Source organism: Klebsiella sp. LY, assembly GCF_004010915.1.
GTDB lineage: Bacteria > Pseudomonadota > Gammaproteobacteria > Enterobacterales > Enterobacteriaceae > Klebsiella > Klebsiella quasipneumoniae.
The window spans coordinates 3,606,193-3,619,006 of sequence record NZ_CP022444.1 but is presented as its reverse complement, the minus strand read 5'-3'; the positions used below and the strand labels follow the sequence as shown (position 1 = coordinate 3,619,006).

General features: G+C 57.9%; 15 protein-coding genes. 5 read left to right on the top strand and 10 right to left on the bottom strand.

Going from position 1 to position 12,814, the window contains the following annotated elements; genetic code table 11:
• Nucleotides 1–40: 40 nt before the first annotated feature.
• The 5 genes from CE636_RS20600 to CE636_RS20580 all read right to left on the bottom strand — a co-directional run bounded on the left by CE636_RS20600 (nucleotide 41) and on the right by CE636_RS20580 (nucleotide 4,584).
• On the bottom strand, nucleotides 41–358 hold the full coding sequence (locus tag CE636_RS20600; protein ID WP_004204873.1) for a PsiF family protein: 318 nt from the start codon (nucleotides 356–358) through the stop codon (nucleotides 41–43).
• 91 nt (nucleotides 359–449) lie between these two features.
• The gene (gene phoA / locus CE636_RS20595) at nucleotides 450–1,880 is read right to left on the bottom strand and encodes an alkaline phosphatase (RefSeq protein ID WP_025999123.1); all 1,431 of its coding nucleotides are present in this window, start codon (nucleotides 1,878–1,880) and stop codon (nucleotides 450–452) included.
• Between the two features lie 89 nt (nucleotides 1,881–1,969).
• On the bottom strand, nucleotides 1,970–2,230 hold the full coding sequence (gene iraP, locus CE636_RS20590; RefSeq protein ID WP_004204875.1) for an anti-adapter protein IraP: 261 nt from the start codon (nucleotides 2,228–2,230) through the stop codon (nucleotides 1,970–1,972).
• A 301-nt stretch (nucleotides 2,231–2,531) separates the two neighbouring features.
• On the bottom strand, nucleotides 2,532–3,731 hold the full coding sequence (locus tag CE636_RS20585; protein WP_004204877.1) for a multidrug efflux MFS transporter: 1,200 nt from the start codon (nucleotides 3,729–3,731) through the stop codon (nucleotides 2,532–2,534).
• A 169-nt stretch (nucleotides 3,732–3,900) separates the two neighbouring features.
• Nucleotides 3,901–4,584, bottom strand: a complete 684-nt coding sequence (locus CE636_RS20580) for an extensin family protein (protein WP_017898943.1) — start codon at nucleotides 4,582–4,584, stop codon at nucleotides 3,901–3,903.
• 99 nt (nucleotides 4,585–4,683) lie between these two features.
• Here CE636_RS20580 and ddlA point away from each other — a divergent pair, with 99 nt between their 5' ends.
• Nucleotides 4,684–5,781, top strand: a complete 1,098-nt coding sequence (ddlA, locus tag CE636_RS20575) for a D-alanine--D-alanine ligase (RefSeq protein WP_004151348.1) — start codon at nucleotides 4,684–4,686, stop codon at nucleotides 5,779–5,781.
• A 32-nt stretch (nucleotides 5,782–5,813) separates the two neighbouring features.
• Here ddlA and CE636_RS20570 read toward each other — a convergent pair whose 3' ends face one another.
• The gene (locus CE636_RS20570) at nucleotides 5,814–6,017 is read right to left on the bottom strand and encodes a DUF2754 family protein (RefSeq protein WP_004204881.1); all 204 of its coding nucleotides are present in this window, start codon (nucleotides 6,015–6,017) and stop codon (nucleotides 5,814–5,816) included.
• 252 nt (nucleotides 6,018–6,269) lie between these two features.
• On the opposite strand from CE636_RS20570, the gene CE636_RS20565 reads away from it, so the two are divergent.
• A complete protein-coding gene (locus CE636_RS20565; protein WP_017898944.1) occupies nucleotides 6,270–6,572 on the top strand; it encodes a YaiY family protein in 303 nt (100 codons plus the stop codon).
• Here CE636_RS20565 and CE636_RS20560 read toward each other — a convergent pair.
• The 3 genes from CE636_RS20560 to CE636_RS20550 all read right to left on the bottom strand — a co-directional run bounded on the left by CE636_RS20560 (nucleotide 6,569) and on the right by CE636_RS20550 (nucleotide 9,544).
• Nucleotides 6,569–7,675 carry a DUF1615 domain-containing protein gene (locus CE636_RS20560; RefSeq protein ID WP_017898945.1) on the bottom strand — a complete coding sequence of 369 codons (1,107 nt, stop codon included), beginning with the start codon at nucleotides 7,673–7,675 and terminating at the stop codon, nucleotides 6,569–6,571. The genes CE636_RS20565 and CE636_RS20560 overlap by 4 nt on opposite strands.
• A gap of 18 nt (nucleotides 7,676–7,693) precedes the next feature.
• A complete protein-coding gene (gene sbmA, locus CE636_RS20555; RefSeq protein WP_017898946.1) occupies nucleotides 7,694–8,914 on the bottom strand; it encodes a peptide antibiotic transporter SbmA in 1,221 nt (406 codons plus the stop codon).
• A gap of 117 nt (nucleotides 8,915–9,031) precedes the next feature.
• Nucleotides 9,032–9,544 (bottom strand): isochorismatase family protein, encoded by a 513-nt coding sequence (locus tag CE636_RS20550; protein ID WP_072096510.1) that lies wholly within the window; start codon nucleotides 9,542–9,544, stop codon nucleotides 9,032–9,034.
• A gap of 219 nt (nucleotides 9,545–9,763) precedes the next feature.
• Between CE636_RS20550 and ampH the strand changes: the two genes are divergently transcribed.
• Both ampH and hemB read left to right on the top strand, forming a co-directional pair.
• A complete protein-coding gene (ampH, locus tag CE636_RS20545) occupies nucleotides 9,764–10,924 on the top strand; it encodes a D-alanyl-D-alanine-carboxypeptidase/endopeptidase AmpH (RefSeq protein ID WP_004204886.1) in 1,161 nt (386 codons plus the stop codon).
• 106 nt (nucleotides 10,925–11,030) lie between these two features.
• Entirely contained in the window at nucleotides 11,031–12,005 is a 975-nt protein-coding gene (gene hemB / locus CE636_RS20540; protein WP_004204887.1) for a porphobilinogen synthase, read from the top strand.
• Nucleotides 12,006–12,052: 47 nt separating this feature from the next.
• On the opposite strand, the gene CE636_RS28885 is transcribed toward hemB, so the two are convergent.
• A complete protein-coding gene (locus CE636_RS28885) occupies nucleotides 12,053–12,229 on the bottom strand; it encodes a hypothetical protein (RefSeq protein ID WP_017898947.1) in 177 nt (58 codons plus the stop codon).
• Nucleotides 12,230–12,253: 24 nt separating this feature from the next.
• On the opposite strand from CE636_RS28885, the gene CE636_RS20535 reads away from it, so the two are divergent.
• The gene (locus tag CE636_RS20535; RefSeq protein WP_004204888.1) at nucleotides 12,254–12,745 is read left to right on the top strand and encodes an REP-associated tyrosine transposase; all 492 of its coding nucleotides are present in this window, start codon (nucleotides 12,254–12,256) and stop codon (nucleotides 12,743–12,745) included.
• The last annotated feature ends 69 nt before the right edge of the window (nucleotides 12,746–12,814 follow it).

Genomic DNA, 12,814 nt, shown 5'->3' with positions numbered 1-12,814 from the left:
AGAGGTCAAAGAACAAGGGAGCGCGTGCGCTCCCTTTTTTTCAGGCTTTCTTCAGGCAGCTACTCATGAAGGTACTGCGTTCATCGCCCTTCAGTGATTTTGCCGAAGCCGCTTTGTTGCAGTCGCTCATCTTCTGCTGTTGGGGCGTGAGGGGCTTTCCTTGCGAGGTCGTGGTCTCTTTTTTGAGGCACTGACTCATAAAGGTTTTGCGCTCCTCCCCTTTCAGCGTTTTGGCTGACGCTTGCTGATTGCAGTCCGTCATCCTTTGCTGCTGAGGAGTGGGCGTTTTTTCTGCCGCGCCAACCGCGCTGATAAAGATCAAGCCAAACAGTAGGGTCATCAGTAAGGTTATTTTCATCGCACCATCCTTCTGTGAGTGGATCGTTGTAAGTCTGGACGCAGATAGAAAAAAAACCAGCCGGTGACGCGATTTCGCCACCGGCAGCGACTTATTTCAGACTCAGGGCAGCTTTCATAGTTGAGAAGAGGTCGGTCTGATCGGTCAGGCCGACGACGTTAGCCGCATGCGGACCGTAGGCCGCAATGCGCAGCTGGGTGCCGGTGTGCTCCATCGACTCTTCCTCTGAGTTGCCGTAGCTCATGACCATCACTGCGCCATCGTGAGTATTCAGAGCCTGAGTCAGGCCCGGGGCTTTGCTATCCGCCGGGATGATCTGGCTGGCGTGCGCATGGTCGGCGGTGACGATCACCAGGGTATTGCCGTCTTTTTTGGCAAATTCCAGCGCCTTCTGCACCGCCTCGTCGAGATCAACCGTTTCGCCGATCTGGCCGCACGGATTCGCCGCATGATCCTGCTTATCGATGGAGGCACCTTCCACCTGCAGGAAGAAGCCTTTCTCGTGGCGGCTCAGCAGGTCAATCGCTTTCTCCGTCATCTGCGCCAGCGTCGGCACCGAGGCGTCGCGTTTCGGGTTTGGGGTACAGGTTACCGGCGGCTTATCGATATTACCGTGATAAGACGCCTTGGGCCCTTCCCAGCGTACCGGCATATTGCCGTCGGCGAAGAGTCCCAGCAGCGGTTTATCCTGGCTGGCTTCCGTCGCGGCGGCAAGAGAGGCCGCGTCGGTCACAATCTGGTAGCCGCGCGCTTCCGCCTGCTCACGCAGGGTTTTGCCCTGCCACTCGCCCGCCGTCGCCGTTTCGGCAAAAGTCTTCGCGCCGCCGCCCAGGGTGACATCCGGCCGGGCGTTCAGCAGCTGTTCGGTAATGGAGCCTTTGCCCCCTTTCTCCAGCGCATTGCTGGGGCATTTTTCGCTGGTAACCGTAGGGCCGTAGCATTTACGCGATGTCACATGCGCCACCAGCGCCGCGGGGGTAGCGTCCTGCAGCTCGGCGGTGGAAACGTTGCCGGTGGCCAGTCCCGCCGCTTTCGCCAGTTCGAGGATGGTCTGATGCGCGTTCTCATGAATATCGACGCCCAGCGCGCCGTTATAGGTCTTCACGCCGGTGGTCCAGGCGGTGGCGGAGGCCGCCGAGTCGGTGACGTAGTCCGGTTTACCGGTTTTTTTATCCAGCGAATAGTGCGTGTACTGCCCGGTTAACGGCAGGGCGTCAATGCCTTTAAAGAAACCGCCCGCCCCTTCCGCATAATTTCGCGCAGCGGTAATTTCAGAATCGCCCATCCCATCGCCAATCAGCAAGATAATGTTTTTGGCCGGCTTATTGATTATCGAGGCGCGCAGCGCTTCGGTTTGATCGCCCGTTAAACGACGCGCGCCGCCGGGAGTGGTGATATCTCCCTGGGCAGCGCGATTTTCCAGAACCGGCGCGGTCGTGGTTTCCGCATGAATAACCGGCGAGCCCAGCAGAGGCAGCAGGGCAATAAACAGGGCGCTTAATTTCACTTTTGTCATCTCCATGTAAAAAATACTTAAAAAAACAAAACGTGGGAGACTTTATAAAAGGGAGATGACAGAAAAATGACGGCATCCTTGTCGCGTCGCAAAGATTAGCTACGAGGATGCCGCAACAGCTTCTTTAGATATTGCTGCAGCAGGATGGCATCCTGGTCGTTGACCGGCGGACAAGGCGTCACCTGGTCTATCGCCTGCTCAATATCCTGAATCAATGCCTGCTGGGCATCATGCTCCATATGGCGCAATAATGCGGTGACCACGATCTCCAGCGCTTCAACCTGCACCGTCAGTTCCTTTGCTTCTTCTTCTTTTTGCGCCAGTTTAACCAGTAACTCAGCAATGAGATTCTTCATAGCACCAGTTCCTTATGCGAGGCCTGTTTTTCGATTGAGATGTCATACCTGATGACGGACCCCAGAATTACTTAAAATAAGAATCGTCGCAACACCCAATATACAGCGAAACGTTTTACCACAACAAAATACCACTATAAATAGTATTGTTTAATCACAACCGGGTCTGTTTATAACTAAATGACGTCGGAAATAATAAAATGGAATAGCGCTCACGCAATGGCGATAACAAAAAGTAATGGTAAATCGACCGACGTTGAATAACGCTGACGGTATTGCGTTAAATACCGTCAGCAGAGGTTCAGGCATTCGCCCGGCGGGTACGGCGCAGCATCCATGCCAGTTGCCAGAGGTTAATGAAAACGATAATGGCGGTAGCAATAAACACCCAGCGGAAGCCGGCCATCGCTGATACGGAAGCGCCAATTAGCGGCCCGGCGACGTTGCCAAGATACATAAACGACTGGTTATAGCCAAAGATGCGCCCGGTGACGCTGTCGCTGCTGTATTTCAGCAGCAGGGTCTGCACCGCCGGAAGCATCGCGCCATCGGCAAAGCCGAGCAGAAAACGCAGCGTACCTAATTGCAGCGGGGTGGTGACAAAGGACATGGCGAAGAACATCACCACCGCGCAGCAGAGCGTCGCCAGCAGGATCCGCGAGGTGCCGATGCGGTCTCCAAGCTTACCCAGACGTGGCGCAGAGATCAGCGCCGACACCCCGGGCACCGCGGCGATCATCCCGGCCAGAAAAGCGATATTGTTGCTGTCCGGCGCCATCGACTTGATAAACAGCGCCAGAATCGGGCCGATTGAGCCGTTGCACAACTGGATCACCAGAGTGGTGAAAAAGAGGCTGATTACCAGCCCCGGATAGGGCAAGGAGGCAAAGACCTGTTTCCCGGTGAGACGATCGCTTTTGCTGACCTGCGGGCGAACGCCCTCTTTAATCAGAAACAGGGTCACCAGAAAACTGATGGTCAGCAGGATCGCCGTAATAAAAAAGACCATTCGCAGCCCGACGTGGTCCGCCAGGAAGCCGCCCAGCAGCGGCCCGCCGATCACGCCGCTGATTTGCGCCGTCGACAGGGTGCTCAGCGCCCAGCCGCTGCGCTCGCGCGGCACCTGGGAGGCCACCAGCGCCATGGCGTTAGGGATATAACCGGAGGTTAAGCCCATGATCGCCCGCAGGATAAACAGCTGCCAGACATTAGTGGCGAAGGCCTGCAGTAAAATGGCGATCGCCATTCCCAGCGAGGCGCGCAGCAGCATCAGCTTGCGACCTTTGCGGTCCGCCAGGCTCCCCCACATCGGCGAGACGATCGCCGAGACGAGGAAGGTGACGCTGAAGGTCAGCCCCGACCACATCGACAGCGCTTCATGCGAGGTGACGCCCAGCTGGGAGACGTAGAGCGGTAAAAAGGGGAGAATTTGACTGATCGCCAGGCCGGTAAAAAAGCAACCAAACCAGACAGAGATAAGATTAACCTTCCAGGATTCCATAACTACGCGTATTCATTAATGATTTGCCAATTATTACCTAGCTTAGCAATTTCATTGCACTGGTGTACTACCATAGATGCGCTGGCGGTGAGTTTGGTGTTTTATGACTGCGCATGAGAGGCTGACGAAGCATTTTCTGGTCATTCAGGCTGCTCACAGGGCTTTATGCTCAAAAGCAGAAGCCCTGCCCGCGCATCCCAAAGTGAAAATGGTTGGCGTGCGCCGCGTTGTACTCCGGCCCCAGGGCGTTGCCGAAGTAAGGGCAGCTGTTGCTTAACAGCGCCGCCAGCCAGGGGTGAGAGCGATCGCTGCGCCAGCCCTGCAGGACGCTGATGCGTCTGCCGTCCGTCAGGCGGAAGCCGCTAACATCAAGGGCATCCGCCGTCGCGTGTTCACTACGCCGCGCCTGTTCCCGATGGTAGATATTGCGGCAGGCGAAGCTGCCGAGATGATCGATCTGGCGCAGATCGCTGGCCATCAGCTGACGGGTTAGCGGCTTCGCCTGTTGCTCGACGTACAGCGCGCTGCTGAGCGCCAGCGGGCAGCTGGCGAGGAAACTACTGCTCAACTGCACCGAGCCAAAATTAGCCACCCGCACCACGTTACGCAGCGGGCAGGCGCCCTCGCTGTCGGCCACCGGCTGGCTGGCGATGAGCCGCCGGCGGTTGGCCTCCGCCAGCAGGGAGGCGCACTGGTCGGCCGTCAGGCTGCGCAGCTTGAACGACGTCAGCCAGCCCGGGGGATCGTCAAGGGCCAGCGGCGCCAGCGGATTCAGGTGTGGCGGCAGATAGCGATATCCCACAAGGCCCGCGCCGAGCAGCCCGGCCAGCACCAGCAGCGTCTTTCCTCTCACGCCCGCTCCCGTCAATTGATCAGGTAAATATTATGGCAGGCAGGCGGCGGTTTCACATGGTATGTTATGCCCTTTGATGTAATCTGGATGGAAGTTGAAATGGCAAAGATGAGGGTTGGGATCGTTTTTGGCGGTAAGTCGGCAGAGCATGAAGTGTCGCTGCAGTCAGCGAAGAATATCGTGGAAGCGATTGATAAATCACGCTTCGATGTGGTTCTGTTAGGGATTGATAAACAGGGGCTATGGCACATCAACGACGCCGGCAACTACCTGCTCAACGCTCAGGATCCTGCCCGCATCGCCCTGCGCCCTTCAACGGTGACCCTGGCGCAGATCCCGGGCCGCGAGGCGCAGCAACTGATTAACGCCGAAAGCGGCCAGCCGCTGGCGGCCATCGATGTAATTTTCCCCATCGTCCACGGCACGCTGGGCGAAGACGGTTCCCTGCAGGGGATGCTGCGCATGGCCAATCTGCCTTTCGTCGGATCCGATGTGCTGGGCTCTGCGGCCTGTATGGACAAAGATGTGACCAAACGCCTGCTGCGCGACGCCGGTCTCGCGGTTGCGCCGTTTATCACCCTGACCCGCGCCAACCGCGCGCAGTTCAGCTTTGCCGATGTCGAAGCGAAGCTGGGCCTGCCGCTGTTCGTTAAGCCGGCCAACCAGGGATCGTCGGTTGGCGTCAGCAAAGTTAAAAACGAAGAGCAGTACCATCAGGCGGTGGCCCTGGCCTTTGAATTTGACCATAAAGTGGTGGTGGAGCAAGGTATTAAAGGGCGGGAAATTGAGTGTGCGGTGCTGGGTAACGACCATCCGCAGGCCAGCACCTGCGGTGAAATTGTCCTCAACAGCGAGTTTTACGCTTACGACACCAAGTATATCGACGACCAGGGCGCGCAGGTGGTGGTCCCGGCCGCTATCGCCCCGGAGATCAACGACAAGATCCGCGCTATCGCGGTGCAGGCTTACCAGACCCTGGGCTGCAGCGGCATGGCCCGCGTCGACGTCTTCCTCACCGCCGACAACGAGGTGGTGATCAACGAGATCAACACCCTGCCGGGCTTCACCAATATCAGTATGTATCCGAAGCTGTGGCAGGCCAGCGGCCTCGATTACACCAGTCTGATCACCCGCCTGATTGAGCTGGCGCTGGAGCGCCATGCCGCGGACCGGGCGCTGAAAACCTCCATGAACTAAAACGCGTTTTACCCCGCCTGGCAGCGGCGGCCTCAGGCCTCTTCTGCCGGGCGGCGGCGGATCACAAAGCCCGCAATCCAGAAGCTTATCACCCAGGTGACCAGACCGACGGCGTAGGATTGCCAGCCCTGCGTCTCAAACCCCAGCAGCCCCACCACGCCATTAAGAATAAAAATTAACCCCAGCGCCACCGCGTAGTAGTGCCAGTCGCGGCGAATTTTATCAGTGAGCTTCATGCGGCCTCCAACAGCAAAAAACGCATCTTCGCATAGCCGCCCGCGGCGGTCTGTAGCGATATGGAGAATGTTGCTGGATTGCGACGCCGGTCTCCCTTTTCCCTTCCTGTGGCGCGGTTAACACAACGGCGAAAACAGGATTATTCCTGGAGGGCAATTACCAGCAATCTGATACTGGCGACGGCGTCGCACTGCCAGAATACCTGCCATAGAGCTGGAGAAAAAACCAGCAGTACAGAGGTGGGAGGGCCTATGGCTGAATTCAGTTTTTCAAAATCGCTTTTGGGAAATAAAAAGAGAGGGGCGCTGACCGGCAGCCATGTCGCCTACGGGCTGTTCGTGCTGATCTGCTGCTGGGCCGGCGCGCAGATGCTCAGCATGCTGATCCACGCCCCGGGGGTGTTTGAGCGCCTGATGCAGGCCCAGGACGCCAGCCGTCCGCAGGTCGACATCAGTCTCGCCGTTGGCACCCTCTTTGGCCTGATCCCTTTCCTGGTCGGCTGCGCGTTCATCGGGCTGCTGGCGATCATTGTACGCTGGCGTCGGCGCCGTTAACGCCGCGCCATACAGCTTGCCCGCCGCTCATCGACCCGTTTCGCAAACCACGCCGTCGTCAGATTACGGGTGATTTTCGGACTCTCAAGCTGGATCCCCGGCAACATCTCCCGCGGCAGGGTTTTGCCCGCTTTTTTATCAGCGAGACGGAAAACCTGTTGATAGAGGTCGGTCTTCTCAAACGCCAGGCTGTCGCCCTTTTTCAGCTGGCTGTGGATCTCGCTGTCGCTCATCCCCAGCTGGCCCGCCAGGCGACGTACCGCCAGCTCGGTGCTGCCCGGCTCGTCGCTGTCATAGCGGATAAGGTCGCCGTCGAGCGCCAGTTTCACCCCGCTGGCTTTCACCACCGCGTTCTGGAAGGCGGCGTTACGGCTGGCATACCAGCCGGCGTTAAAGTCGGCAAAACGGTACAACGGCACGCTGTAGCTGGCCGGGTAGTTCAGCAGATGATAGGTGCCAAACCACAGGCCGCCGCGCAGGCTGAAGACCTCCTGGCGCACCGTACCGTTCATTTTCCACGGGTAGCCGGAGGTATGCTGCTCAGCAAAGGCGATGCTGACCTGCATTGGGCCGCCGGTGTGCACCGGGTTCAGGGAGCCGAACAGCTTCTGCCCCATCGGCACCATCCCGATAAAGTCATCAAAAATAGCGCTCAGCTGCTTTTCCGTCTTCACGTTGTCCAGACGGTCGCTGTAGCTTTTGCCGTTTGGCGAGGTGATCTTCAGCGCGGTATGGACCAGAAACAGCGGAATGTGCATTTTTTCCGCCCGGCGGTCGATCTCCTGCCAGGCGATTTTATTCAGCCCCGGCACCACCGGATCGGACTGATAATTGGACTCCTGCTGCGCGACCGCCAGCACCGAGCAGACGTTCTCTTCCGTCGGCGCCAGCTTCTGGCTGTCAAAGGCGGTGGCGATGGCTTGCGCCCAGGCCTCCCGATCCTTGACGCTGGCGGGCATTTTCTGCCGCACCACCGACGCCACGTCAACGGGCTTCTCGCCCTCTTTCAGCACCGGCGCCTGCTGGCTGGTACAGGCGCTGAGCACCACGGCCGCCAGCAGCGTCAATGAACCGGGTATAATGCGCGATAAACGTGCGGCCATCCTGCTTCCTTGTCTTGATTAACGTAATGTCGGGATCGCTTCCTGCAGCGACTTGCCGTCCAGTTCGCGCTCAAAGCTGCGCAGACGTTTGTAGATGGACATCAGTTCCACCAGCGTCGTCCACGAGCTGATCAGGTACTGGAACGAACCGCGCACCTGGCCGAAAACGTTGGTAATTTGCGTCATCAGCCCGAGGGTAATCGTACCGGCAACGATCGACGGAAACAGCAGGAAAAGGCCGAAAACGTTATCCACCTGCAGATAGAGAATGCGGGCGATATTGAAGTACATATAGTGAAAATAGAGACGGAAATAGTTGCGACGCACCGCGCTGAACAGCTCGCGCACCGTCGGCGGCGTGGCGCGGGTTTCATCGTCCTCGCCGTAGACCAGCTCTTTACGATAGGCCGCTTCCACGCGCTGGTTTTTAAATTCCAGACCCGGCAGCTTAATCCCCACCACCGCCAGCAGGCCGGTCCCCATCAGCGACCAGACGATCGCGGCAATCACCAGGCCATACGGCAAGTGACCGACGATGGGCAGGTCGGGAACGTGTTCGGAGAGCGTCACCAGCACCGGCAGGAAGGCGATCAGGGTCATCACCGCGTTGATAAAGCTCACGCCCATATCTTCCAGGGTGGAGGCAAAGCGCATGGTATCTTCCTGCACACGCTGCGCGGCGCCTTCGATATGGCGCAGATGCTGCCAGTGGGCCATGTAGTGTTCGTTCATCGCCGTGCGCCAGCGGAAGACGTAGTGGCTGACGAAAAAGTTGTTCATCACGCCGATGATCACCGCGATGAGCGCGATGCCGAGAAAGATGCCGATCTCATGATAAAACTGGTTGATACTGACCTTATGCGGGGTGGCCAGCGCGCTCTGGATCAGATCATAGAACGGCGCATACCAGGCGTTGATCGCCACCCCCACTTCCACCAGAAACCAGGTGACGAAGATGATGAGCGACGTGCCGAGAATCGACCAGTACTGCCAGCGATGCGGGCAGTAGACAAACCAGAACAGCGCAAACACGCCGACGCAAAACAGATAGTAAGCGTAGAACACCAGATAGTTGAGCGACCAGAAGCGCGCCGCGCTGATCGCCACATCCTTCGATGCCCCGGTGACCCGCAGCAGCCAGTCGCCGCCGCCCGCCTGCCAAAAGATCACCGCCAGCAGCGACCAGATAAAGGCAGAAATAAAAAACGGCCCCGGTTTGGGGAAAAAAGATTTAAACATCATTGTCTCCTGCTAACTTCTTATCGTTCTGCTATTGCTGTATACGACGCATACGTCGGCCGCCGCGTGAAAGCGCTCTCGCGGGGAAGACGGATGATAAGACCGGATATCAACAGCTTAGTTCTGCTGCCAGGCGTGCAGAATTGTTTCTGTGGGTTTCACCTGTAAAGGATTGCCAGGAACGGTCAGCGTACGCCACACCTCATTGTAGTGGGCGATCAGCGTCGCGGCCTGCGCGGCGGGGCGGTTGGCGGTGGTGTGGGCATCTTCCGCGATAACAATGCCGTACCCGCGGCTGGCGCCGTTTTTAATGGTGGTGTCGAGGCAGTAGTCGGTGGCGCAACCGCAGATGACGAACTGCTGAATGTCGTGTTCCCGCAGCACCTGCTCCAGCGAGGTGTGGTAGAAGGCGTCGCAGGCGGTTTTGGTGACATACAGCGCGCCGGCCGGCTGTTCCAGCTCAGGGAGCAGGGCGAAGCCTTCGCTGCCGGCTTCGAGGCCGCCGGCCTCATCATGCTGAATAAAAATCACTTTATCCGCCGCGCGCACCAGACGATTAATTTGCGCGACGCAGCGCTCGCGCGCCAGACGCGGCGTGGCGAACACGCCGTTTTGCATATCCACGACCATCACTACCCGTTGAGCCGCCATTGTTTTCTCCCGCAAACCTTCAGCCAAACGGTCATCATACGCGCCGGCGAAAAAAGCCGGTATCCGAAAGCGTAAAAAAGTCTTTTTTACGCACCGTTACCTTTTTCCTGCAGGAATGTCGTGAATCCCGCTTTGTTCTGCGCCACTTCGTAGTATAAATACCCTCTTCTTTTTTATTTATTTAATGGATGATCTCCGTTGAAACGTAGTTTGCTCATTTTTGCTGCGCTGTGCGCGGCGTCGTGGACCTCGGCGCAGGCCGCACAGCCTACCGTTGACCCGGTTTTCGCCTCGGATGTGGTCGATCGTTACGCCAATCATATCTACTACGGCAGCGGCGCCACCGGCATGGCGCTGGTGGTGATCGATGGCAATCAGCGTGTGTTTCGCAGCTTTGGCGAAACCCGCCCGGGGAATAATCAGCACCCGCAGCTCGACTCGGTGATCCGTATCGCCTCCCTCAGCAAACTGATGACCAGCGAGATGCTGGTGAAGCTGCTCGACCAGGGGGTGGTGAAACTCAACGATCCGCTGAGCAAATACGCTCCGCCGGGCGCCCGAGTGCCTGACTGGCAGGGAAAACCAATCACTCTGGTGAATCTCGCGACCCATACCAGCGCCCTGCCGCGCGAACAGCCTGGCGGCGCCGCTCATCGTCCGGTGTTTGTCTGGCCAACCCGCCAGCAGCGCTGGAACTGGCTCTCAACCGCCACCCTGAAGACCGCGCCCGGCTCGCAAGCGGCCTACTCCAACCTTGCCTTCGATTTACTGGCGGACGCGCTCTCCACCGCCGCCGGCAAACCTTATCCGCAGCTGTTTGAAGAGCAGATCACCCGGCCGCTGGGGATGAAGGACACTACTTTTACCCCATCGCCGGATCAGTGCCAGCGGCTGATGATCCCGGAGAAAGGCGCCAGCCCGTGTAACAACACTCTGGCGGCGATCGGCAGCGGCGGCGTCTACTCGACGCCGGGGGATATGATGCGCTGGATGCAGCAGTTCCTGTCATCCGATTTCTATACCCGCAGCCAGCAGGCCGACCGGATGCAGACGCTGATTTATCAGCGTAACCAGCTGACTCGGGTGATCGGTATGGACGTGCCTGGCCGCGCCGACGCGCTGGGGCTTGGCTGGGTGTATATGAAGCCGAAGAATGGCCATCCGGGGATTATTCAGAAAACCGGCGGCGGCGGCGGGTTTATCACCTATATGGCGATGAATCCGCAGGCTAACGTCGGCGCTTTTGTGGTAGTGACCCGCTCGCCGTTAACCCGTTTCAACAATATGAGCGATGGCATCAACGATCTGGTCAGCGAGCTGAGCGGCATGCAGCCCAACATGCAGACGGCCAGTCAGTAAGCCCGGGGGAGGTTTCGCCGATGCGACATAACGATCGTTTTGGCGAAACATCCCGCTGCCATTTCAGTTACACTACCCTCTTTCATTTCACAAAATCAGGCAAACCATGACAGATTTAATCACTCGCCCCCGCCGCCTGCGTCAATCCGCTGCGCTGCGCGCCCTGTTTGAAGAGACAACACTGAGTTTGAACGACCTGGTGTTGCCGATCTTTGTTGAAGAAGAAATTGATGATTACAAAGCGATCGAGGCCATGCCCGGGGTGATGCGCATTCCGGAAAAATATCTGGCGCGCGAGATCGAACGCATCGCCAATGCCGGCATTCGCTCGGTGATGACCTTTGGTATTTCTCATCACACCGATGCCACCGGCAGCGATACCTGGAATGAAAATGGTCTGGTGGCGCGTATGTCGCGGATCTGTAAGTCCACGGTGCCGGAGATGATCGTCATGTCCGATACCTGCTTCTGCGAATACACCTCCCACGGCCACTGTGGCGTGCTGTGCGACCACGGGGTGGATAACGACGCGACCCTGGAAAACCTCGGCAAACAGGCCGTTGTCGCTGCCGCCGCCGGCGCGGATTTCATCGCCCCTTCCGCCGCGATGGATGGTCAGGTGCAGGCGATTCGCCGCTCGCTGGACGCCGCCGGCTTCACCAATACGGCGATCATGTCCTATTCGACCAAGTTCGCCTCTTCCTTCTACGGCCCGTTCCGCGAAGCGGCCGGTACCGCGCTGAAGGGCGATCGTAAAACCTATCAGATGAGCCCGATGAACCGCCGGGAAGCCATTCGCGAGTCGCTGCTCGATGAAGCCCAGGGCGCCGACTGCCTGATGGTGAAACCGGCGGGCGCCTACCTGGATATTCTGCGCGATATCCGCGAGCGCAGCGATCTGCCGCTCGGCGCGTATCAGGTCAGCGGGGAGTACGCGATGATCAAATTCGCCGCCCAGGCGGGCGCTATCGATGAAGAGAAAGTGGTTCTGGAAAGCCTCGGCGCTATCAAACGCGCGGGCGCCGATCTGATCTTCAGCTATTTCGCCCTCGACCTGGCCGAGAAAAACATCCTCCGTTAAGCCTCCCTCTCCCCGGTGGCGCTGACGCTTACCGGGGCTACCAAACCTCATCTCCGGTGCGCTGTATTTATCGCGACCACCACACCGTAGCCCGGATAAGGCGCTTGCGCCGCTATCCGGGGACAGGCGCTAAACAATATCTGTAGCTGCACGCCGCTTTCCATCTTCTGCGCGTTCTTCTTGGCGTACCGGATTTCGCCTTTTAACGTGTTAAACCACATCATAAATACCGAATTCCAGGAGATCCTGTGGTGGCTTATCGACGTTATTACATTAAAGGGGGAACCTGGTTCTTCACCGTTAACCTTAAAGACCGTAGAAGCATGCACCTAACTGAAAACATAGAATTATTGCGCTACTCTGTCGCCGTAGTTAAACAACATCGCCCCTTTATTATTGATGCCTGGGTGGTGTTGCCTGAACATCTGCATTGCATCTGGACACTACCTCATAATGATGACGATTTTTCTTCACGCTGGAGAGATATCAAAGGCTGTTTTACCAGAACGTTAAAACGACACCCCCTCTGGCAACCGCGCTTTTGGGAGCATGCCATACGCGATGAAGATGATTACCGCCGACACGTTGATTACATCCATATCAATCCACTTAAGCATGGCTGGGTCACCCGAGTGATCGATTGGCCATTTTCAACCTTTCATCGCGATGTCCAGCGCGGGCTATATCCCCCAAATTGGGCTGGCGATAGCTTTGATCTTAGCTGCGGTGAACGCCGATAGCCTCTCCCCGGTGGCGCTGACGCTTACCGGGGCTACAAATCGGCGCCAACCGTAGCCCGGATGAGGCGT